Source organism: Streptomyces sp. NPDC058812 (genome assembly GCF_042744565.1).
Taxonomy (GTDB): domain Bacteria; phylum Actinomycetota; class Actinomycetes; order Streptomycetales; family Streptomycetaceae; genus Streptomyces; species Streptomyces thinghirensis.
Genome location: NZ_JBHYOB010000003.1, coordinates 199491 through 220845, shown reverse-complemented (window position 1 = coordinate 220845; position 21355 = coordinate 199491). Strand labels below are relative to the sequence as shown.

Annotated in this window: 18 protein-coding genes, 1 tRNA gene and 2 pseudogenes; 13 read left to right on the top strand and 8 right to left on the bottom strand. The window is 70.5% G+C overall.

The features are described 5' to 3' along the window. Window positions 1-278 precede the first annotated feature (278 nt). From ACFW48_RS07875 to ACFW48_RS07865, 3 genes and pseudogenes are all read left to right on the top strand, one after another. Complete coding sequence (locus ACFW48_RS07875) at window positions 279-1364, top strand: prephenate dehydrogenase (RefSeq protein ID WP_386311430.1); 1086 nt, start codon at window positions 279-281, stop codon at window positions 1362-1364. Between the two features lie 18 nt (window positions 1365-1382). Beyond that, a pseudogene (locus ACFW48_RS07870) lies at window positions 1383-1595 on the top strand (type II toxin-antitoxin system RelE/ParE family toxin); the annotation flags it as partial. After that, window positions 1595-1918 (top strand): annotated as a pseudogene (locus ACFW48_RS07865) (helix-turn-helix domain-containing protein). The pseudogenes ACFW48_RS07870 and ACFW48_RS07865, both read left to right, overlap by 1 nt. Before the next feature lie 857 nt (window positions 1919-2775). Here the strand turns inward: ACFW48_RS07865 and ACFW48_RS07860 are convergent. Both ACFW48_RS07860 and ACFW48_RS07855 read right to left on the bottom strand, forming a co-directional pair. Then, window positions 2776-4008 carry an XRE family transcriptional regulator gene (locus tag ACFW48_RS07860; protein ID WP_386311428.1) on the bottom strand — a complete coding sequence of 411 codons (1233 nt, stop codon included), beginning with the start codon at window positions 4006-4008 and terminating at the stop codon, window positions 2776-2778. A gap of 154 nt (window positions 4009-4162) precedes the next feature. Further along, window positions 4163-4528, bottom strand: a complete 366-nt coding sequence (locus tag ACFW48_RS07855; protein WP_386311426.1) for a GntR family transcriptional regulator — start codon at window positions 4526-4528, stop codon at window positions 4163-4165. Between the two features lie 178 nt (window positions 4529-4706). Here ACFW48_RS07855 and ACFW48_RS07850 point away from each other — a divergent pair, with 178 nt between their 5' ends. From ACFW48_RS07850 to ACFW48_RS07835, 4 genes are read left to right on the top strand one after another with little or no spacing between them, the layout of a single operon-like run. Then, complete coding sequence (locus ACFW48_RS07850; protein ID WP_386311424.1) at window positions 4707-5234, top strand: hypothetical protein; 528 nt, start codon at window positions 4707-4709, stop codon at window positions 5232-5234. A 26-nt stretch (window positions 5235-5260) separates the two neighbouring features. Continuing rightward, window positions 5261-6655: a replication initiator protein RepSA gene (repSA, locus tag ACFW48_RS07845; RefSeq protein WP_386312070.1), complete on the top strand. Its 1395-nt coding sequence runs from the start codon at window positions 5261-5263 to the stop codon at window positions 6653-6655. Further along, window positions 6655-6867 (top strand): excisionase family DNA-binding protein, encoded by a 213-nt coding sequence (locus ACFW48_RS07840; RefSeq protein WP_386312067.1) that lies wholly within the window; start codon window positions 6655-6657, stop codon window positions 6865-6867. Before repSA ends, ACFW48_RS07840 begins: the two co-directional genes overlap by 1 nt. Next, window positions 6867-7991, top strand: coding sequence for a tyrosine-type recombinase/integrase (locus tag ACFW48_RS07835; RefSeq protein WP_386311422.1), 1125 nt, complete (start codon window positions 6867-6869; stop codon window positions 7989-7991). Before ACFW48_RS07840 ends, ACFW48_RS07835 begins: the two co-directional genes overlap by 1 nt. A gap of 90 nt (window positions 7992-8081) precedes the next feature. Here ACFW48_RS07835 and ACFW48_RS07830 read toward each other — a convergent pair. The 3 genes from ACFW48_RS07830 to ACFW48_RS07820 form a co-directional block, all read right to left on the bottom strand. Further along, window positions 8082-8154 (bottom strand) — tRNA-Arg (locus tag ACFW48_RS07830). Between the two features lie 74 nt (window positions 8155-8228). After that, a complete protein-coding gene (locus ACFW48_RS07825) occupies window positions 8229-9893 on the bottom strand; it encodes an IclR family transcriptional regulator C-terminal domain-containing protein (RefSeq protein WP_386311421.1) in 1665 nt (554 codons plus the stop codon). A gap of 237 nt (window positions 9894-10130) precedes the next feature. Further along, complete coding sequence (locus tag ACFW48_RS07820) at window positions 10131-11423, bottom strand: M6 family metalloprotease domain-containing protein (RefSeq protein ID WP_386311419.1); 1293 nt, start codon at window positions 11421-11423, stop codon at window positions 10131-10133. A 302-nt stretch (window positions 11424-11725) separates the two neighbouring features. Between ACFW48_RS07820 and ACFW48_RS07815 the strand changes: the two genes are divergently transcribed. After that, a complete protein-coding gene (locus tag ACFW48_RS07815; RefSeq protein ID WP_386311417.1) occupies window positions 11726-12379 on the top strand; it encodes a TetR/AcrR family transcriptional regulator in 654 nt (217 codons plus the stop codon). Between the two features lie 204 nt (window positions 12380-12583). Further along, window positions 12584-14125: an MFS transporter gene (locus ACFW48_RS07810; protein ID WP_386311415.1), complete on the top strand. Its 1542-nt coding sequence runs from the start codon at window positions 12584-12586 to the stop codon at window positions 14123-14125. Between the two features lie 105 nt (window positions 14126-14230). Here ACFW48_RS07810 and ACFW48_RS07805 read toward each other — a convergent pair whose 3' ends face one another. Beyond that, on the bottom strand, window positions 14231-14749 hold the full coding sequence (locus tag ACFW48_RS07805) for a MarR family winged helix-turn-helix transcriptional regulator (RefSeq protein WP_386311413.1): 519 nt from the start codon (window positions 14747-14749) through the stop codon (window positions 14231-14233). Window positions 14750-14861: 112 nt separating this feature from the next. Here ACFW48_RS07805 and ACFW48_RS07800 point away from each other — a divergent pair, with 112 nt between their 5' ends. Continuing rightward, a complete protein-coding gene (locus tag ACFW48_RS07800) occupies window positions 14862-15647 on the top strand; it encodes a dioxygenase (protein WP_386311411.1) in 786 nt (261 codons plus the stop codon). A 79-nt stretch (window positions 15648-15726) separates the two neighbouring features. Here the strand turns inward: ACFW48_RS07800 and ACFW48_RS07795 are convergent, their stop codons facing one another. After that, a complete protein-coding gene (locus ACFW48_RS07795; RefSeq protein WP_386311409.1) occupies window positions 15727-16245 on the bottom strand; it encodes a GNAT family N-acetyltransferase in 519 nt (172 codons plus the stop codon). 234 nt (window positions 16246-16479) lie between these two features. On the opposite strand from ACFW48_RS07795, the gene ACFW48_RS07790 reads away from it, so the two are divergent. Both ACFW48_RS07790 and ACFW48_RS07785 read left to right on the top strand, forming a co-directional pair. After that, window positions 16480-17478, top strand: a complete 999-nt coding sequence (locus tag ACFW48_RS07790; protein ID WP_386311408.1) for an RNA polymerase sigma factor RpoD/SigA — start codon at window positions 16480-16482, stop codon at window positions 17476-17478. Window positions 17479-17964: 486 nt separating this feature from the next. Beyond that, window positions 17965-18708: a TetR/AcrR family transcriptional regulator gene (locus ACFW48_RS07785; RefSeq protein WP_386311406.1), complete on the top strand. Its 744-nt coding sequence runs from the start codon at window positions 17965-17967 to the stop codon at window positions 18706-18708. On the opposite strand, the gene ACFW48_RS07780 is transcribed toward ACFW48_RS07785, so the two are convergent. Beyond that, window positions 18698-19663: a helix-turn-helix transcriptional regulator gene (locus ACFW48_RS07780; protein WP_386311404.1), complete on the bottom strand. Its 966-nt coding sequence runs from the start codon at window positions 19661-19663 to the stop codon at window positions 18698-18700. The genes ACFW48_RS07785 and ACFW48_RS07780 overlap by 11 nt on opposite strands. A 62-nt stretch (window positions 19664-19725) precedes the next feature. Here ACFW48_RS07780 and ACFW48_RS07775 point away from each other — a divergent pair, with 62 nt between their 5' ends. Next, window positions 19726-21243 carry an MFS transporter gene (locus ACFW48_RS07775; protein ID WP_386311403.1) on the top strand — a complete coding sequence of 506 codons (1518 nt, stop codon included), beginning with the start codon at window positions 19726-19728 and terminating at the stop codon, window positions 21241-21243. The last annotated feature ends 112 nt before the right edge of the window (window positions 21244-21355 follow it).

The following is a 21355-nucleotide window of genomic DNA, read 5'->3' as shown; positions in this document are numbered from 1 at the left end:
GCCGCAGGCACCACGCCGCCACGCCCACCGCGCCCGCCACGCCCACCGCGCCCGCCACGCCCACCGCGCCCGCCACGCCCACCGCGCCCACCGCGCCCACCGCGCCCGCCACGCCCGCCGTCCGGACAGGCGCGTTCCTGAAGACCCGGGCCGGCGCGGTCCTGGCGAAGGGCGCCCTCCCGAACATGGACGGAGCAAGTGAACACTGACCAGCAGCACAAAGGGCTCGCAGCCCCCCTCCGCCACGTGGCGGCCGCCCGGCACGAGGACGGCGCCCGATGAGGACCGCCCTGGTCATAGGAGCCGGCCTGATCGGCACGTCCGCGGCCCTGACGCTCGCCGGACGCGGCGTCACCGTCCATCTGGCCGACCACGACCCGGACCGGGCCCGGACGGCGGCGGCCCTCGGCGCCGGCAGCGACGAGCCGCCCCCCGGCCCCGTGGACCTGGCGCTCGTCGCCGTGCCGCCCGCGCACACCGCCACCGTGCTGGCCGGGGCGATGCGCGCGGGGGTGGCGCGCGGCTACGCCGACGTCGCCGGCGTCAAGGGCGGCCCCTGGCGCGAGCTGGAGGACCTGGGCCTCCCTCTCGGCTCATACATCGGCACCCACCCCATGGCGGGCAAGGAGAGTTCCGGCCCGCTCGCGGCGAGCGCCGACCTGTTCGAGGGCCGGCCCTGGGTGCTCACCCCGATGCCGGACACCGACACGGAGGTGTTGAACCTCGCCCTGGAACTGGTCGCGCTCTGCCGCGCCGTACCCGTGATCATGGACGCCACCGCCCACGACCGGGCCGTCGCCCTCGTCTCGCACACCCCGCAGCTCGTCTCGTCGATGGTCGCCGCACGACTCCAGACCGCCGACGAGACAGCGGTGCGACTGTGCGGCCAGGGCATCCGCGACGTCACCCGGATCGCCGCGTCCGACCCGCGGATGTGGACCGAGATCCTCGCGGCCAACCCGGGCCCCGTCGCGGAGGTGCTCGCGGGGGTGGCGGCCGACCTGGAGGAGACCGTCGAGTCGCTGCGCGCCCTGCAGTCCGCCGACGAGGCCAAGCGCAGCGGCGGCGCGGCGGGCATCGAGGACGTCCTGCGCCGGGGCAACGCGGGCCGCGCCAGAGTACCCGGCAAGCACGGCGAGGCACCCGCCTCCTACGAGACGGTGGCCGTCCCCATCAGCGACCAGCCGGGCGAACTGGCCCGCATCTTCGCGGACGCCGGCCGCGCGGGCGTCAACATCGAGGACATACACATCGACCACGCGACCGGCCGCCAAGCGGGCCTGGTCCAACTGATGGTGAGCCCCACGGCGGCCCCCGCCCTGAGCGCGGCCCTGAGCGAACGCGGCTGGTCGATCCACCGCTGACGACACGAGTCCGCGCAGCGACTACGTGAGCCCCGCTTCGAGTTGGGCGGCGAAGCCGTACGCATTCCGTACTGGCTCGCGCCGGCGCAACGGATCGTTCTGCTGACGGTGTTCCGTAAGACGAGGATGCGTGAGGCGGCGGAAGTCGAGCGTGCGCATCAGGCCCAGAAAGCCTGCGAGGCCGAGCATGCCCATGCCCATCACACGTACGAGCGGCGCAAGGAGAGCTGATGAATCACAGCACGTGGAGGACACGCCGGGCTCAGCAGCTCGCGGGTGAGGCGGTGGAGTACGACCAGGAGTACGTCGACGCGCGACTGGCCGGCGACCTGGGGCAGGCGGTCTACGACCGTCGGATCGAGCTCGGCCTGTCTCAGACAGACCTGGCAGAGCGGGCTGGGATGACCCAGCCCCAAGTCTCCCGGATGGAGGGCGGCGACACCGTGCCGACTCTTCCGCTGCTGCGACGCTTGGCTTAGGCACTGGAAGGCACGTTGAACCTGGCCATCGACGAAGGCGACTCACATGTCACCTTCAGCCCGCACGCCGCCTGAGCCCGCGGCAGCCGAACCGCCGGCTGCGAACTCCGAAGGGCACCTACGAGTCCGTAGGTGCCCTTCCCCTGTGCCCCCGGCAGGATTCGAACCTGCGACACCCGCTTTAGGAGCGAGGTTGGGCGATCACGTGCATGAGCTGCTGTTTCGCGCGCTGGGCGATCCCTCCGCCAGCGTGCCTCGTGGCGCCGTGATTCCCCGTGAGTCCCCGCCCGTTCTGGCACGAGAGTGGCACGATCACTTGCGGTCTTGTGGTCCTTGGTAGTGACCTTCAAACTCGGCTCTATGGGTGGGGTCTCTCAAGCGAAGACTGGTGGATCGTGTGAGCGCTGCGGTGCGGGGTGCCGCACTGAGAAGCCAGTGTATGGCTGGGTGTGCGCTCGGTGCGCTCGCGAACTCGATGCGTACTACCTGATGTTGGTCGGCATGCAGGGCGGAGATCCAATCCAGCTTTATTTTGCGGATCGCAAGGCGGGCCGGGTGCCGCCTCGCAACTGAGGTCGGCTCCGAGACTTTGGGCTGGAGCTGCCATGGGGCGAGTGATCATGGCCCATTAAGCTGATGGCGAGTCGGGCAGTCTGTGGACCTGCCCGTTAAAGCACGACGTTGGGCCATGATCTTCGAGGCTCGCCCCATGGTGGCTGCCTAAAGTCTCGGAGCCGACCGGCCCCCCCGCCGGCGTTTCGCTACGGTGCTCGACTCATGACTTCCGGTCCTATCCACACGTGGGCGCGCGTCGGCGCAGCGCGGGCGGAGCGGGCCGAAGGCAGGAGCGTCGCCCGGAGCGGAGCCGGGAAGCGCGCCCGGCGGAGCGGAGCGCAGCCGGGGCTTGATGAGGTAGAGAAACCTGTAACGCTCTAGCTTGGGCGGCTTAGGGCGGTCAGGTGATCGAGGTAGTCCCGGCCTGTCGGCTCATTGGGGAAGTCTCGGTTGACGATGGCCGCAAGCTCACGGCTGACCATGAGCAAGGACGGCAGAGACTGACGGTCGCCTTTCAGAGCCCATTCGCCGTAGTTTACGGCCTGGTCCAAATCGCCTTGCCGTGCTGCGACTACGCCAAGCGTGATCCGCGCCTCCGCCATGCGCATCGGCGATCGCTCCGACCCGTCGAAGTCCGTGCCTGCTCGGATCACCTCGTTGGCAAGGTTCTCGGCGAACCGATCCTCGCCAAGCAGCCGGTAGCAATCCATCGCGTAGAAGTCGAATTTTGCTGGGTCCACCACGAAGTGGTTGTCGAGGTTCTCGGGGTACGGCATGCCTTCGAGGAGCTTCCGCCCCCGGTCCAACGCGACTTCCGTCTGGCGACGGTCGCCCAGCCGTGCCCAACCTTTCGCCTCTTGGCCAGCGAGCTGGACGGCCACACCGTGGCTCGGGGCTGCTTCCGTCCCGGCTTGGGCCGCCGCGAGGATTCCGCGGTAGTCGCCCGTGGTCAGCGCGAACCATGCTCGCATCTCGTGGGCCCAACCAGAGATCTCCGGGTTGCCGGACTCACGAGCTAAAGACAGCGCCGCCTTTCGCGTGCTCTCGGCTGCTGCCCGGTCGCCCATGTCGTACTCGACGCACCCGATCAGTAGGGCCAGCCAACCAGACAGCGTGAGCACTTCGCGGTGCTGCGCGAGCGTGAGCCGCTGAGACTGAAGCCCCGCAACGCGCTTGAGCCACTGCCTACCCTCGGCGGCAAGCTGCCCACTAGGCAGGAATGGGTACTCGGAGCAAAGGCGGTCGGTAGTGATCCGGAGCGCTTCCAACGTGGCGTTGTCCACGTCGGACGCCTGCAGCCTGCTGATGATGTCCAGCGTTTCCATGCCGCTGACGGCGGCAATCTCCGCGTTCCCATCCCGGTGCCCGGCCACTGGAAAGATTGCGTGAGTGACTGTGCCGAAGGTGGCCGCGATGATCGGCTGGTAGAAGTCGCTCGGCATGACTTCGCCGGACTCCCAGCGCTTCCACTGGCGCACCATGCTGGAGCCCTCGGGCAGTGGCTTCGGGGCGTGTGCCCGGAGCGCGGCCACTACCTCGGCTTGCGACCACTGCCGGGCCTCGCGCTCTGAGGCGAGCCGTCGCGCCCACGCAGGTCGTTCGTCACTCATCTGCTGCCTCCTATCGGATGCCTGCCTACGAGTCTGGCACTCAGAGAGCTGGTGACATGGGGGGTGACAGGGGGTTGGCACTGGAGCTGTCCCCCAGTGACACCGCACGTGTCCCTAGTGCCGCCGCCGGATGCCTCGCATGGTGGATCACCAGTCAGGCATTGCTCGGGGACTGAGCGCGTTTCTCCAACTCGGCTACTCGGGCTGCAAGTTGTCGAATCTCGGAGTGGATGGCGTTGATCTCGTCCCGGTTAACCGGCCCGCCGGCGTCCCGCCTGGCCTCGCCTGCGTCCTGCGGAGACTGCACGAAGTATCCGCGCGTTGGCACCGAGACAATCACGCCTTCCTCTGCGAGCAGCTTGAGCGCGTTGCCTGCTGTCACCGTGGTGACCTTGAACCGGTCGGCCACCTCACGCAGCGAGGCAAGCCTGTGCCCCGCTGGTAGCGCGGCGACCTCTCCGCGCAAGACGTCGGCGATCTGCACCTTCTTCGGCCTGGGGTCGTGGGCTTCAACCGTCATGTGTCGAGCGTACAGAGCTTGGCGACATAGCACACCCTATGCCGCACTACCTCTTGTGTTCTACGCTGCTATATAGCAAGCTAAGTCACGCGGCTGAGCCGCAGATGACCCGGAGGGCGACGCACCTACCGCCAAGCAGATCGCCGCCCTCCTTCGTCCCTCGAAGGGAGCTTCCATCATGCCCGCAACCCTGGTTGCTGAGCACGTCGCCCCGGTTGTTACCTCGTCCCCCGCCGTGTCGGTCACGGACCTGTCGAACGGTGAGCGGGCCGTGGCGCTGTACGCCTCGGACATGCCGGACAGCTACCGCCACCAGCGCGGAGAGGACGCCCGACTCATCGCCTGGATCATCCAGGGTGTCACCCGCATGGGGCTGGACGAACTTCGTCACACCGCCGCTCTCGCTTCCGGCTTCCGTCGGTTGCGTCAGGCGAAGCGGGTCACGGCCGAACAGAAGCGGGCCCACACGGAGCGCTTCCCCAACGCGAAGCGCGACCGGCGCACGGGAGAGCTGGCCTCCCTCCTCACCCTATCCGTCCCCATGAGTAACGAGGCTCGGGACCGGGGCCTGCGGTACCTGCTGGACGGCCCGTGCCCTGAGTGCGGCGACACCCGCCAGGTGTGGGCGTCGTGGTCCGTCGACGTGGACGCGGACTGGTACGAGGAGGGCTACGGCCCGTGCTTCGTCTGCGGGGGTGCCGCGTGACGGACTTCCCCGTCCCCCCGGAGGCCGTGGCCGGTGCTGCGGCCTCCATGGGTACCGATCCCACGACGCTGGCCGATCTGCTGCGGGTGGCCAATGCTCCCGGCTTCGACCGTTGGCAGGAGCAGGTTCGCCGGACGGGCGGCTGCTCGAACCCCATTCGCCTGATGGGCCAGACGGTCACCCGCGATGCCAAGACCCATGAGGTCCTGTACTCCTACAGCACCGAGGGCGAGCCGGGTGGCATGCTCCGGGTGGCGTGCGGCAACCGGCGTGCTTCGCGTTGCCCCTCCTGCGCCTGGACCTACGCGGGCGACGTGTACCACCTGATCCGAGCCGGGATCACTGGTGACTCCCGCATGGGCATCCCGGGCGAGATTCGCCGCCATCCTGGCGTCTTCGCCACACTCACCGCCCCGTCGTTCGGGCCAGTCCACAATCGTCCGGCCTCCGGTCGCTGCCGGTGTGGCAGCTCCCACTCCGACGATGATCCGGCGCTCGGTACCGCCCTCGACCCGGGCCGGTACGACTACGCCGGGGCGGTGCTGTGGAACAACTACGCCGGCGACCTGTGGCGCCGCTTCACGATCTACCTCCGTCGCGAGATCGCCGCCCGTGCGGGCCTGACCCAGGCGGCCATGCGGGAGGTGTGCCGGGTCTCCTTCGGCAAGGTCGCAGAGTTCCAGAAGCGCGGGGCCGTGCACTTCCACGCGGTCGTGCGCATCGACGGTCCGGACGGGCCCGACAGTCCCCCGCCCGCGTGGGCGACGATCGCGCTTCTGGATGGTGCGATCAGGGCCGCTACGGGCCGTGTGTCCGTGCCGGTGGCCGCTTCCGGCGACTTCCCGGCCCGTGTGCTGCGGTGGGGCTCGCAAGTCGACGTGCAGGCCATCGGCGGCCTGGAAGGCGTCGAGCTGACGGACGGGGCGGTCGCCTCCTACGTCGCCAAGTACGCCACGAAGGCGGCTGAGGCCACCGAGACGGTAGATCGCCGGATCGGGGAGCTGTCCGAGCTGGACAAGCTTCCGCTGCCCGCGCACACTCGGCGCCTGATCGAGGCGTGTCACGTCCTGGACGACGCCTACCCGGATCGGCTGCTGTGGCGATGGGCTCACATGCTCGGTTTCCGCGGGCACTTCATGACCAAGAGCCGGGCCTACTCCACCACCCTAGGTGAGCGCCGACAGGTCCGCGCCGACTACCGCGCCCGCCAGGAACGCCGCGAACGCGGGCTCTCCGAAGACCTCGACGACACGGAGGGCTCCACACTCGTCCTCGCCCACTGGATCTACGCCGGACAAGGCCACACCCCCGGTGAATCCTGGCTCGCCGCATCGATCGCAAAGGAGATCCGACTGAACCGAGAGACAGCACACGAAGCCATGGCCGACATGCCCGACCTTGAGTTTGAGGGGGAGTGGTGATCGTGGATCGACTTCTGACGGTGCAACAGGTTGCCGAGGTGCTCGGTACCGGCGTGCGCTTCCCTCGACGCCTGATCGAAGAACGGCGGATCGTCTTCGTCAAGGTCGGCCGACACGTCCGCATCCCCGAGAGTGCCGTGTCCGCCTACATCACGGAGCACACCGTGCAGCCCGTGACTGTCCGGCCCGGAGTGCTGCGGAGGGTGGCCTGATGGCGAACAATCAGGGCAGGCGCCGCCGCTTCGGCTCGGTCCGGCAACTCGCGTCCGGCCGGTGGCAGGCTCGATACCGAGACCCGGGTACGGGCCAGCTCCGCAGTGCTGAGGAGACGTACGCCACCAAGACGGACGCGGAAGTGGCGCTGACCCACATCGAAGCGGACATCACCCGTGGCCAGTGGTCCGACCCCGACGCGGGCAAGGTCCACTTTGGCGAGTACGCGACGGCATGGCTCAAGGACCGCAAGCTCGCCGCCCGTTCCCGTGAGCGGCATGAGTCGGTGATCCGGCTGCATCTGCTGCCCACCTTCGGCGAGCGCCCGTTGTCCTCGATCACAACGGCGCAAGTCCGGGCTTGGCGTACGGCATGCCTCACGCGGACGGGTGAGCCGACCGTGGTCAAGGCGTACCAGATCATGCGCGCGATCCTGAACACGGCTGTTGATGATGAGCTGATCCGGCGTAACCCGTGTCGGATCAAGGGCGCCGATTGCTACGACGTACCCGAACGTCCCACCCTCACGGTGGCTGAGGTGTTCACCGTGGCCGACGCGATCGTCCCACGATACCGGCTGCTCGTCCTCCTGGCAGCCTTCACCGGGCTGCGCTTCGGGGAGCTGGCTTCACTCCGCCGGCGGGACGTGGACACCGAAAACGCTGCCCTCATGGTCCGGCGGTCGCAGGCCGAGATGCAGACCGGTGCGCTCTTCGACAAGGCACCCAAGTCCGACGCAGGTGTCCGGCCGGTGGCCTTCCCGACCGAACTCCTGACGGACGTGAAGCGGCACCTCGACAGCTTCGCCGGTGCTGGCCGTGACGGGCATGTCTTCCTTGGCCCCCAGGGCGGTCGGCTACGGCGAAGCAACTTCCGGGACGACTGGATCAATGCGCGGATCAAAGCCAAGGTCGCCGCAGACGTGCACTTCCACGATCTTCGGCACACCGGGAACACGCTTGCAGCGTCCGGCGCGAGCCTGCGCGAGCTGATGACGAGGATGGGCCACAGCACCCCGCGTGCGGCGTTGATCTATCAGCACGTGGTCAGCGGACGTGACCGCGAGATCGCCGATCGGCTCGGCTCCATGATCCGCGAGACCCGGGGTGATGTGGACTCTTAGCGGACTTTCTGGCACGTGTGTGGCACGGCCGCGATCACGGCAAAGGGCCAGTTCGAGGGGATCATGCCCCTGAACTGGCCCTTAGTGCTGTGCCCCCGGCAGGATTCGAACCTGCGACACCCGCTTTAGGAGAGCGGTGCTCTATCCCCTGAGCTACGAAGGCCGGTGGCGGCACGGTGAGGTGCGGATGTGCCACCGCCGACAGTGTAGCGGGTGGGTGGGAGGGTGGCGGGCTGGTCAGGTGAGTGGGACCCGGCGGAAGCGGCCCGCCTCGCGTAGGTCGGCCTCGATGCGTGCGGCCGTTTCCTTCAGGGGCGGCAGGATGTCCGTCACGCAGTCCGCTGCCGTGCGGCGCGCGGCGTGCATGGCGACGTTCACCGCGGCCACCGTGCGGCCCTCGCGGTCGTGTACCGGGACGGCGAGGGAGCGCAGGCCGGCCTCCAGTTCCTCGTCGACCAGGGCGTAGCCAAGGGAGCGGGCCTCCGGGAGGGAGAGGAGGACGTGGCCCAGTGCCGTCGACCGGGCCGGGAGGCGGGTGCCGAGTGTGATGTGGGCGCTCATGACGCGGCTCGTCGATGCGCGGGCCGTGTACTGGATCTCCTCGCCCGAGTCCGACAGGACGGCCAGTGAGGCCGACTCGTGGACGCGTTCGGCGAGGGCGGTCAGGTGGGGCTGGGCGATCTGGGGGAGGGAGGTGCGGGAGAGGGGCGGGAAGCCGAGGGAGAGGACTCGGGGGGTGAGGGTGAAGCGGTGGTCGGGGGTCTGCCGTACCAGGCCCGCGTGTTCGTGGGTGATCAGGGCCCGGCGGGCTGTGGCGCGGGCCAGGCCCGTCGCCTTCGCGACCTCCGTGAGGGTCAGCGCGCTGCGGCCTTCGCCGAACGCCGTCAGGACCGTCAGGCCGCGGGCCAGGGATTCGATGAACTCCCGGCCCAGTTCGTGTTTCGACGCGGCCGTCCAGGTGGCCAGGCCGGAGCGGGGGGTTCCCGGTTGTGGTGGTGGGGCGGTGCGCAGGTCGCTTTCCATCGCGGTGACCGTCGCGCGGAGGCGGGGGAGCAGGGTGGTGCGCAGGTCCTCGGCCGTGTGGCGGCTGGTGTGGCTCACCACGCTGGCCACGCACGCCACCCGGCCGGTGCCGGGGTCCCGTACCGGGGCCGAGACCGCGACCAGGCCGGGTTCGATCAGCTGGTCGTCCAGGGAGCAGTCGGTGGCCGCCGCGGCGGCGGTGCGGTGCTCGAAGTCGTCGTCCTGGGTGGTGTGCTCGCGTGGGGGTACGGCGGGGAAGGTGCGGTCCTCCGGGTCCGCGGCCCGGCGCTCGTGCCAGTGGCGCCAGTCGGCCTCCGTCCACTCCGTGGCGAACAGCGGGCCCGGCGCGGTGCGTTCGGCGGGGAGGAGGTCGCCGATGCGGAAGCTCAGGGACATCGCGCGGCGTCGGGTGGCCTGGTGGATGAAGCGGATGCCGTCCCGGTCGCCGACCGCGAGGGAGACCGACTCGTCCAGTTCGCCGGCCAGGGCGTCGGCACGGGAGGAGAGCAGGGCGGGGAGGCGGAGGGCGGCCAGGTAGGCGTTGCCGAGTTCCGTCAGGCGGGGGGCGAGGGTGACGTCGCGGCCGTCCAGGCGGACGTATCCCATGCGGGCTAGGGTCGCCGTGACGCGGTCGACCGTCGAGCGGGCCAGGCCGGTGGCCTTCTCCAGGCCGCTGAGGCTGAGGGTGCCGCCGTCGTCCGCCTCGGTCAGCCGCCGCAGTACGGCGATGCCGCGCAGCAGCGGCGCGACCGCCTCGTCCGGCGGGGCGGATGGGGCGGACGGAGGGGGTGCGTGCGCGGGCCGTGTTTCGGCGTCCCCGGTGCCGGGTGCGGCGGCGGCCTCCCTGCGGGCGGCGTCGTTCGTGGTGTTGGCGGGCATCGGCTCTCCGGTACGGCGGTCGCGGCAGGGCTACCGTAATGCGGCCGCGGGGCGGGGCCGATCGTCGCCGTGTGGGTGGGTATCGGGTTCGCGGTACGGCGGTCGCGGCAGGCCCACGGTAATGCCGTCGCCGGGCGGGCTCGGCCGTCACCGTGTTGGCGGGCGTCGGCTCTCCGGTGCGGCGGTCGCGGCAGGGCTACCGTAATGCGCCGCGGGGCGGGGTCGGCCGTCACCCGGTCATCTGCGGGTGACCCGCACCTGGTGGTCGCCCTTCAGGTTCGCCCCGGACACCGCGATCGTGATGTTCCGGCGCGGGTCCTTGAAGGTCTCGCCCGGTGTGAAGGCGGCGTCCGAGAGTTCGGCGTGGACGTTCGGGCTGCGGGTGCAGCCGCCGCTGTCCCGGCGGGAGTCGTAGACCGTCACCGGGCCCATTCCCGTGTCCACGTCGGCGTCGACCTTGTAGATCAGTACTCCCGGCCGGCACACCGTCTCGTCGTTGCCCTCGCGGGTGCGCAGTTCGACGGCGTAGCCGGACTTGCCGTCCAGCGGGACGACCACCAGCTTGTCGCCGCCCTTGCGGGCCAGCGGGGTCAGTGTGTACTCCGTCGTTCCGGGCGTCGCGGCGCAGTGCACCTGGGAGGGGTCCAGCCAGCCCAGTTTCCACTTGTGCCAGCCCAGGAGGTCGTTGTTGGCGCCCCAGTCCTCGCTCATGATGTCCCAGTGGCCGACGGCCCCCCCGCCCTCCTGGGTGTAGAGGTCGGGGAGGCCGAAGACGTGGCCGTTCTCGTGGGGCAGGACCCGGTAGCCGGTCTCCTCGTAGGAGCCGGAGCCGTCGTCCTGGCGGGAGTAGACGAAGGACGCGTTGGCCACCGGGACGCCGTCGGCGACCGGGGCCTCGGTGTTGCCGGCGAAGGTGACGGACAGGACCGTGTCCAGGGCGGAGGGGCCCGCGTTCGGGGTGACCAGCACGTTCAGGAGGTCGTACGACCGGAAGTCCACCTTCGCGTCGGCCGCCGCCACCAGGTCCTGGACCAGGTTCCGGTAGCCGGGCTCGAAGGGGGCGCCGCGCTCTATGCCGTACTCGGCGAACGACTTCGGCATGCGCAGCCAGTCCCGGATCGGCGTCTCGGAGCGGTAGTCGAGGCGGCCGTAGGAGCTGGTGCGGAACCATTCCTCGGTCTGCGGGAAGAACTCCGCGTAACGGTCGAGCGCCTTGCCCTCGCCGGGCGCGTCCGAGAAGTCGATCATCAGGGTGAGGGCGCGTACGGTGCCGGTCGGGCGGGCGTAGCCGGCGGAGGTCGGGACGCCCTCGGACATCTGGATCTCGGAGCCGCCGCTGATCATGCAGGGGCCGTGCGCGGAGGAGCGGGAGAGGGCGGCCGGGCCGGGGCCGGAGGCCGTGGTGCTCGGCGCGAGCCGGCCGGTGCCGGCCGAGGTGCTGACCGCGAGGGTCACGACGGTGACGGTCGCGATCGCGGCCAGCCGGCGCGGGCGTATCCGACGGCTCGGCGCCTGCGGCTGCGGCTGCATGCAGACCTCCCGGACCACGGCAGCCGCCGGACACCGGCTGCACCCTTGCGATCACCCTGTGCCGAGGGGTGGGCGGGCGCGCGCTGGAGGAGCCGATCGTGGGTTTCTCACCGGTAGCCGCCGACCGGGGGACGTGCCCGGTGGGCGGACCCGGGGCGGCAGGCGGGTTGTGACGCAGGTCACGGTGGATCTCTTCGGGTTCGGGAAATAACCGGGGATCGTTTCCCCGTTTAGCCCTGTGTCCGAGCGAAACGGGGATTCCCTCCCCGGATCGTCAGCCCCAGTCATCCGAGGAGTACGCCGTGCAGACCGCAACCCCCGAGCGCCAGAAGGTGACCCGGCCGCGCGCCGACGCCCTGCGCAATCGGGAGCGGATCGTCACCGCCGCCCGGGAGATGTTCGTCGAGCACGGGCCCGACGTGCCGCTCGACGACGTCGCCCGCCGGGCCGGCGTCGGCAACGCCACGGTGTACCGGAACTTCCCCGACCGCGACGCCCTCGTCCGCGAGGTCGTCTGCTCGGTCATGGACCGTACGGCACGGGCGGCCGAGCTCGCTCTCGCGGAGACCGGCGACGCCTTCGAGGCGCTGGAGCGCTTCGTGCACGTCTCCGTCGACGAGCGGATCAGTGCCCTGTGCCCCATGGTGTCCAGCACGTTCGACCAGCACCACCCCGACCTGGAAGCGGCGCGCGAACGGGTCGAGCGACTCGTCACCGAGGTCATGGACCGGGCGAAGGCGGCCGGTCAGCTCCGCACCGACGTGGGCGTGGGCGACCTGATGATCGGCGCGGCCCAGCTCAGCCGGCCCCCGGCCGGTACGGGGTGCCTGAGCGCCGACCGGTTCGTCCACCGCCACCTGCAACTGTTCCTGGACGGGCTGCGGGCTCCGGCCCGTTCCGCCCTGCCGGGCACGGTCGTGACCATGGAGGACCTGCGCCGGCCCTGCGATCAGTAGTTCCCGAGCAGTTCCAGCAGCAGTTCCAGTTCCAGCAGTTCCAGCAGTTCAGTAGTTCAGTAGTTCCAGTAGTTCCATTGGTTTCCCGAGTAGTTCCGTAGCTTCCCGACTCCTGACCGTCCGGCCTTCCTGAAGGGCGGACGGCGGCCCAGCCGTCCCTTTACTCACCTTTTTCCGTCACGAAGTCCCGAAGTGGGTATCCCCATGTCTGAAACAGCCGTCAAGGCTCCCGGCGTCCCGGACGCCGGACGCTGGAAAGCGCTCGTCTTCATCGCGCTCGCCCAGCTGATGGTCGTCCTCGACGCCACCATCGTGAACATCGCCCTGCCCTCCGCCCAGCAGGACCTCGGCATCTCCGACGGCAACCGGCAGTGGGTCGTCACGGCCTACGCCCTCGCCTTCGGCGGTCTGCTGCTGTTCGGCGGCCGGATAGCCGACCTGTGGGGCCGCAAGCGCACCTTCGTCCTCGGGCTGGCCGGCTTCGCCGTCGCCTCCGCGCTCGGCGGTGCGGCCACCAACGAGGCGATGATGTTCGGCTCCCGCGCCCTCCAGGGCGTCTTCGGCGCGCTGCTCGCGCCCGCCGCGCTCTCCCTGCTCGCCGTGATGTTCACGGACGCCAAGGAGCGTGCCAAGGCCTTCGGCATCTACGGTGCGATCGCCGGTGGCGGCGGCGCCGTGGGTCTGATCCTCGGCGGATTCCTCACCGAGTACCTGAACTGGCGCTGGACGTTCTTCGTCAACATCCCGTTCGCGATCGTCGCCGCGGCCGGTGCGTACCTCGTCATCCGTGAGCCGCAGGGCAGCCGCAACCGTTCGCCGCTCGACATCCCCGGCGTGATCCTGTCCACCCTCGGTCTGGTCGCGCTCGTCTACGGCTTCACCCGCGCCGAGTCCAACGGCTGGAGCGACGCGGTGACGGTCGGCATGTTCGTCGGTTCCGCCGTGCTGCTCGTCGCCTTCGTGCTGGTCGAGTCGAGGGTCAAGGCCCCGCTGCTGCCGCTGCGCGTGATCACCGAGCGCAACCGGGGCGGGATCTACCTGTCGCTGGGCCTGGCGATCATCGCGATGTTCGGCCTGTTCCTCTTCCTGACCTACTACCTGCAGATCGTGAAGGGCTACTCGCCGGTGAAGACCGGCTTCGCCTTCCTGCCGATGATCGCGGGCATGATCACGGGCTCCACGCAGATCGGCACGCGTCTGATGACCCGGGTCGCGCCCCGGCTGCTGATGGGTCCCGGCTTCCTCGTCGCCGCCGTCGGCATGCTGCTGCTGACCCAGCTGGAGATCGACACCTCCTACACCGCCGTGCTGCTGCCCGGCATGCTCCTGCTGGGTCTCGGTATGGGTACGGCGTTCATGCCGGCCATGTCCATGGCCACCATGGGTGTGGAGCCGCGGGACTCCGGTGTCGCCTCCGCGATGGTCAACACCTCGCAGCAGGTGGGCGGCGCGATCGGTACGGCGCTGCTGAACACGATCGCCGCCTCGGCGACCACGTCCTACGTCGCCGACCACATCGGCGGCGCGACCTCCCGGTCCCAGCAGCAGCTGATCCAGCTGGAGGGCCAGGTGCAGGGCTACACCAGCGCCATCTGGTTCGCCGTCGGCATCCTGGTCGCGGCGGCCGTGATCGCCCTGACCTTCGTCAACGCCGGCCGCCCGGGCGGCACCGCCGTGACGGGTTCCGGCTCCGGTTCGGGTGACGCGGCCGAGGACGAGCTGCCGGTGCCGGTCGTCGCCCACTGACGCGACGCCGGACGCGGTACCCCTTCGGGCCACCTGTTCCATCCGTGCGCAGGGGGAGGGGACGCCCCTCGCGCACGGTTCCCAGGACCTGCCCCGGCCGCGCGCTCAGCGCAGCCAGGGCAGGTCCGCACCCGCTTCGCTCGGCTGGAGTCCCTCGGCGACGATCCGCATGATCTCGCCGAGGGACTTCTGCTGTTCGGGCGTGAGCCGGTCGAACACGGCCTGGCGTACGGCCTCCACATGGCCCGGCGCGGTCCCGCTCAGCACCTCGTACCCCTCGTCCGTGAGGATGGCGAACTGGCCCCGCTTGTCGGAGGGACAGTCCTCGCGGCGCACCCAGCCGTTCTTCTCCAGGCGGGCGATCGCGTGCGAGAGGCGGGAGCGGGTGATCTTCGCGTACCGGGCCAGCTCCGTCATCCGCAGTCGCCGCCGCGGTGACTCGGCGAGCTTGACCAGCAGGCCGTAGTAGACGTGCGGCATGCCCGCGTCACGCTGGAGCTGACGGTCGAGGTGGTCCTCCAGGAGGGTCGCGGCCTCGATGTAGGAGCGCCAGACGCGCTGTTCCTCGGCGGTGAGCCAGCGGGGCTCTTCGGCGGGGGCGGCCGGGATGGGTGCCGTGTTCATGTAACCCATCGTACGCAACCACTTCTTGAAGTTTAAACAAATCGGGCGTAGATTCGCATCAAGAGAGCTTGAGAGTTCAAGTACGAGAGTCCAAGTACTGGGAGTCGCCCTCATGTCCGCCGCCACTCGGGAGCGCATGCCCGCCCTCTACCTCAGTCACGGTGCCCCGCCGCTCGCCGACGATCCCGTCTGGCCCGGCGAACTCGCCGCGTGGGCCGCCGCCCTGCCGCGCCCCAAGGCGATCCTCGTCGTCTCCGCCCACTGGGAGGATGCCCCGCTCGCCCTCGGCGCCACCCGGACCGTCCCCCTCGTCCACGACTTCTGGGGCTTCCCAGAGCACTACTACCAGGTGCGCTACGAGGCCCCCGGCGCCCCCGCGCTCGCCGAGTCCGTCCGCAAGCTGCTGCGCGCCCCCGGCACGCCCGTGCGGGACGTCCCCGACCGCGGCCTCGACCACGGCGCGTACGTGCCGCTCGTCGAGATGTACCCCGGCGCCGACATCCCGGTCCTCCAGGTCTCCATGCCGACCCTCGACCCCGCGCGGCTCATGGGGATCGGCCGCAGGCTCGCGCCGCTGCGCGACGAGGGCGTGCTGATCGTCGGCTCCGGCTTCTTCACCCACAACCTGGCCGCGCTGCGCCAGAGCGGCATCCCCGCCTGGTCCGCCGAGTTCGACGACTGGGGCCGGCGCGCGCTTGAGGCCGGTGACGTGGACGGGCTGCTCGACTTCGCCCGCAAGTCCCCGGCGGGCCTGCTCGCCCACCCGCGCACCGAGCACTTCGCCCCGCTGTTCGTGACGATGGGGGCGGCGGACGCGGCCGGTGAGCTGGACCTGCGGGAATCCGTGATCGACGGGTTCTGGATGGGGCTGGCCAAGCGGTCGGTGCAGTTCGGCTGAGCGCGCTCCACGGGGAGGGCTCGCGCCCCGCGGGGAGGGCTCGCGCCCCGCGGGGAGGGCTCGCGCCCCACGGGAAGGGCTACAGCGGCTTCTCGTACCAGGCCACGTCCCAGTACCGGCCGAACTTCCGGCCCACCTCACGGTACGTACCGACGTGCCGGAAGCCGAAGCGCTCGTGCAGCCGGGCGGAGGCGGCGTTGGGCTGCGCGATGCCCGCGTAGGCGCGGTGCAGGTCCTCGCCGGCCAGGGCCGCGAAGAGGGACGCGTAGAGAAGCGTGCCGATGCCCCGGCCGCCGGCCCGCGGGGCGACGTAGACGGTGGTCTCCACCGAGGTCCCGTACGCGGGTTTCGCGCGGTAGGGGCTGGATGTGGCGTAGCCCAGAATCTCCTGTGAGTCGGCGTCCGTGGCAACCCTCAGCCGGTGCGGGCCGTCTTCAGGGTGGGAGAGCAGCCAAGGGCGGCGTTCTTCCGGGGTGAAGGGGTCGGTGTCGAACGTGATGGGCGTCTCACGTACGTAGTGGTTGTAGAGGTCGGTGAGGGGCTTGAGATCGTCCTCGACTCCCGGCCTGACCTGGACCTCTGTACGTCCCGACGGCATCGTGCCTCCTCATGTGGCGGCACAGGGTACTGCATGATCAGAAAAATCGGGGGGTGGGTTGGGAATTCTGTCCGGATTCCAGTCGTTGTTTCCATCGGATGCAGGGCACCCGAGGAGAGTCCCGAGAGGGACCGGAGACCGGATCCGGGACCGAGAACACCGGAGACGACAACCTCACACGGTGCCCGGCGTCCACAGGACCACCCGCTGAACCACCATCGCAAGGGAGTACGCATGGCAACCCGTGCCGTCGCCCGTCGTAAGTCCGCCACCGGCGGGACCTCCGACGCGGCAACCAGCGTCCGCGCAGGCGGCGGCGAGCTCGCCGACCGCGATCTGGTCGGCATGTACCTCGACGAGATCGCACGGACACCCCTGCTCGACGCCGCCAAGGAGGTCGAGCTGTCCCAGACCATCGAGGCGGGTGTCTTCGCGCGGCAGGTCCTCGAAGGTTACGAGGAGACCGGGGCGGACGCCACCCGGGAGGAGCTGGAGGCCCTGATCGAGGAGAGCGAGCGGGCGAAGGACGTCTTCATCCGCTCCAACCTCCGCCTCGTCGTCGCGGTCGCCCGCCGCTACCCCCGCAGTGGTCTGCCCCTCCTCGACCTCATCCAGGAGGGCAACGCCGGCCTGGTCCGCGCGGTCGAGAAGTTCGACTACCGCAAGGGCTTCAAGTTCTCGACGTACGCGACCTGGTGGATCCGCCAGGCCATCACCCGGTCGATCGCCGACCAGTCGCGCACCATCCGGCTGCCCGTCCACCTGGTGGAGGAGCTGGGCCGGATCCGGCGCGTGCAGCGCGAGTTCAACCGCGAGCACGGCCGCGAGCCGGAGCCCGCCGAGATCGCCGCTGAGCTGGGTTCGACGCCGGAGCGCGTCACCGACGTACTCGACTGGGCCCGCGACCCCGTCTCGCTGAACATGTCGGTGGACGACGAGGGCGAGACCCAGTTCGGCGACCTGCTGGAGGACACCTCCGCCGTGTCGCCCGAGCAGTCGGTGATGACGCTGCTGCGCAGCGAGGAGCTCGACGACCTCATCGGCCGCCTCGACCCGCGCACGGCCTCCATCATCAAGATGCGGTACGGCATCGACGACGGCCGCGAGCGTACGCTGACCGAGGTCGGCAAGGAGCACGGGCTCACGCGCGAGCGGATCCGGCAGATCGAGAAGCACGCGCTGCTGGAGCTGAAGAAGCTGGCCCGCGACACCGGCTTCGAGGCGGCGGCGTAAGCGGGTCGCGGGACAGCCGGTGGCGGGACGGCCGGTGGCACGACTGGGGCGGGTCGCCACCGGAGTCCGTGATGCGGGGGCGTGACGTGACGCGTGGGGCGTACGCCGGTGGCCGAACCCCGCGCAAACATGGCCGTACAACGCTGCTTCAACCGGCGGGGGCCCGGGAACAAGAACTCAGAGCCCAGCAGTTCGGGCCCGGGGCACCGGCCCCGTTCCGGCCCCTCCACCCCTTTGGACCACGTCCCGACGCACTCCCCCCGGCGCCGGGACTTTCCCGAGCCGGGCTCGGCGCCTCTCCCCCCCGGGGCGCCGCAGCCCGGCTCCTTCCGCATCGGAAGCGCGAGCCGGCCGCGCGCCGGAGCGGCTCGGCGAGGCGGCGCATCCCCGACCGGAGCGGAACGTGGGAGGCGGGGCACCCCGAACCTGAACCCCGGGGTGGCCCGCCGAATGGCAGATTCTGCCACAGCGGCATAGCCTGCCGAAGTGAGCAGCACCACCCCAGCATCGTCGGCGGCCCCCGCGCCCGGTCCAACCTCCGCGCCCGGTCCGGCTCCCGGCTCCCTGAATCCGGCTCCCGTCTCCCTGACCGAGCGGCGCAAGGCCGAGACCCGGATGGAGATCGCCCGTGCGGCGGCCCGTCTCTTCGTCGGCCAGGGACTGCGGGCCACCAGGGCCGAGGACATCGCCCGGGCCGCGGGAATCGCCCCGCGCACCTTCTACCGCTACTTCGCGACGAAGGAGGAGGCCGTCGCCCCGCTCTACGCCCTGGGCGCCGAGCGCTGGGCGCAGGCGGTGCGCGAGGCCCCGGCCGAGCTGTCCCAGCCCGAGGCCCTGGAGTACGCCGTACGGCACACACTGACGCCGGGTGCCGGGGTGTCGGCGCCCTCCTGGGAATGGGCCCGCGCGCTCATCCGCCTGGCCGAGACCAGTCCGGCGCTGCGGAAGGTGTGGGCGGAGGTCTGCCAGACGGCGGAGCGGGGGCTCGTGGAGGTGCTGGCCGTGCGGACGGCCCGGGGTGACGACAACGTTGCCGCGCGGCTGAGGGCCTCTCCCGAGCTGCACTTCGCGGCAGCTGTGGCGGGTGCGGCGGTGCGCGTGGCGGTGGAGTACTGGGCGGCCTCCGCGGAGGGCCCCTCGGCCGAGGGGCCGCGGAGCCCGCTGGAACTGGCGTTGCGGAATCTCCAGGTACTGCGGGAGGTCGCCTGGGAGGGCGGTCCTACGGGGTAGCCCTCAGCAACCTCTCCCCCAACCCTCGTACGCACTCCACCAGTTCGGCCGGTTCCCGCACCCGGAAGTCCACTCCCAGCATCGCGAGACGCACCGCCATCCACTCCACCGCGTCGGACACGGTCGCCCGCAGGACGCACGACGCGCCGTCGTCCGCCGGCTCCGGTGTGCCGAGCCACTGCGGCAGCCGTGCCGCGACGACCTCGACCGGTGCGTCGAAGGCGACCACGATCTCGTACGAGTCGCCGCGCCGCTGCATCGAGCGCCGCAGGTACTCCGCAGCGCTCCCCGTCGGCAACTCCCGCGGAGCGAACCGCGCACCCGTCGCGAACGGGTCGCTCACCCGGTCGACCCGGAAGGTCCGCCAGTCGTCCCGGTCGAGGTCGTAGGCGACCAGGTACCAGCGGCGGCCCGTCGACACCAGCCGGTACGGCTCCGTCACGCGCCGCGACTCGACGCCGTCCCCGGCGCGGTAGGCGAACCGCAGCCGCTCCCGCCCGGCCACCGTCGACGCCATGACGGTCAGCGTCTCGGGCGCGATGCTCGGACCGTCCCCGCTGGTCAGCGGAGTCGTCGCGGCCTGGAGGGTGGCGACGCGGTGACGGAGCCGGCCCGGCAGTACCTGCTCCAGTTTGGCCAGCGCCCGTACCGACGCCTCGTCCACGCCCTCGACCGCGTGACCGGCGCCGGCGCGCAGCCCGACCGCGATGGCCACCGCCTCCTCGTCGTCGAGGACGAGCGGCGGCATCGCCTTGCCGGCCACCAGCCGGTAGCCGCCGTCCGAACCCATGGTCGCCTGCACGGGGTAGCCCAGCTCGCGCAGCCGGTCGATGTCCCGCCGGACCGTGCGGCGGGAGACCCCGAGCCGGTCGGCGAGCTCGCCGCCGGGCCATTCGCGGGGCGTCTGGAGAAGGGAGAGGAGCGTCAGGAGCCGGGCCGGAGTGTCCGTCGTCATACGTTCGAGGATGCCGCACCTCTAGGACGAGACCTGTCCTACTGGGGTCATAGCTTTCTTCCATGACCTCAACGCACACCCCGGGGCCCGCACCCGCCCAGCCCGTCGCGGGCGACCGACGTCGCTGGTTCGCCCTCGCGATCGTGATGACCGCGGCCTTCATGGACCTGGTCGACGTCACCATCGTCAACATCGCGATCCCGTCGATCCGGCAGGACGAGGGCGCCACCTTCAGCCAGATCCAGTGGATCACCGCCGGTTACGCCCTCGCCTTCGCCGCCGGCCTGATCACCGGCGGGCGGCTCGGCGACATCCACGGACGCAAGCGGGTGTTCCTCATCGGCATCGGCGGCTTCACCGTCGCGTCCGCGCTGTGCGGCCTCGCCGTGAACCCGGAGATGCTGGTCGCCTCCCGCATCCTCCAGGGCGCCATGGCGGCGCTGATGGTGCCGCAGGTGCTGTCGATCGTGCACGCGACCTTCCCGGCACACGAACGCGGCAAGGTGTTCGGGCTGTTCGGCGCGATCGTCGGACTGGGGGCCGTCTCCGGCCCGCTGCTGGGCGCGCTGCTCACCGAGTGGAACCTCTTCGGGCTCGAGTGGCGGCCCATCTTCCTCATCAACCTGCCGGTCGGCATCGCGGGACTCGTCCTCGGCAGCCGCTTCATCACGGAGTCCAAGGCGCCGCGCGCCCTCAAGCTGGACCTGGTCGGGGTCGCCCTGGTCACCCTCGGTCTGCTGATGCTGGTCTACCCGCTCACCCGGGGCCGCGAGCTGGACTGGCCGCTGTGGGGGTACCTCTCGATGGCCGGCGCGTTCGTCGTCCTCGCGGTGCTGGTGGCGTACGAGCGGCGGAAGACCGTGCGCGACGGTTCGCCGCTGGTGGAGCTGTCGCTGTTCAAGGTGAAGAGCTTCGCGGCGGGCATCGCCGTGCAGACCGTCTTCGGGGTCGCGCTCGGCATCTTCTTCCTGGTCTGGACGCTGTACATGCAGGAGGGGCTCGGCTGGAGCCCGCTGCGGGCCGGGCTGACCGGCGTACCGTTCTCGATCGCCGTCTCCGTGGCGGCCGGGGTGTCGGTGCAGAAGCTGGTCCCGCGCTTCGGGCGCAAGGTGCTCCAGGCGGGCGCGCTGGTGATGGCGGCCGGAGTGCTGCTCTACATCTGGGAGTCGGAGCGGTACGGGCTCGGCATCACGTCCTGGCAGATGGCGCTGCCGCTCGTCGTCATGGGTGTCGGCATGGGTCTGATCGTCGCCCCGCTGACGGACGCGGTGCTGTCCCAGGTGCCGCGTGAGCACGCCGGAGCGGCGTCCGGGCTCATCAACACGGTCCAGCAGATGGGCAACGCGCTGGGGCTGGGGCTGGTCTCGGTGGTCTTCTTCGGCACGATGAGCGACCACCTGGCCCCGTCCCGGATCGGTCCCGCCTACGCGGACGCGTTCCAGAACGCGCTGGGCTGGGTTGCCGGGGTGATGGGCGTCATCTTCCTGCTGATGTTCGCGCTGCCCCGGCGGCCGGCCCAGCACGTGGAGGGGGTCCAGGAGGGGGAGCGGGCGGAGGAGAAGAAGCCCGCGCTGGTCTGATCGCGCCGCGCTTGAGAGGACGAGAGGGCGGGGACGGAGAGCGGAGACGGGGAGGGCGGGTCCGGCACTTCGGTGCCGGGCCCGCCCTCCCCTTTCATGATGCCCGTTCATG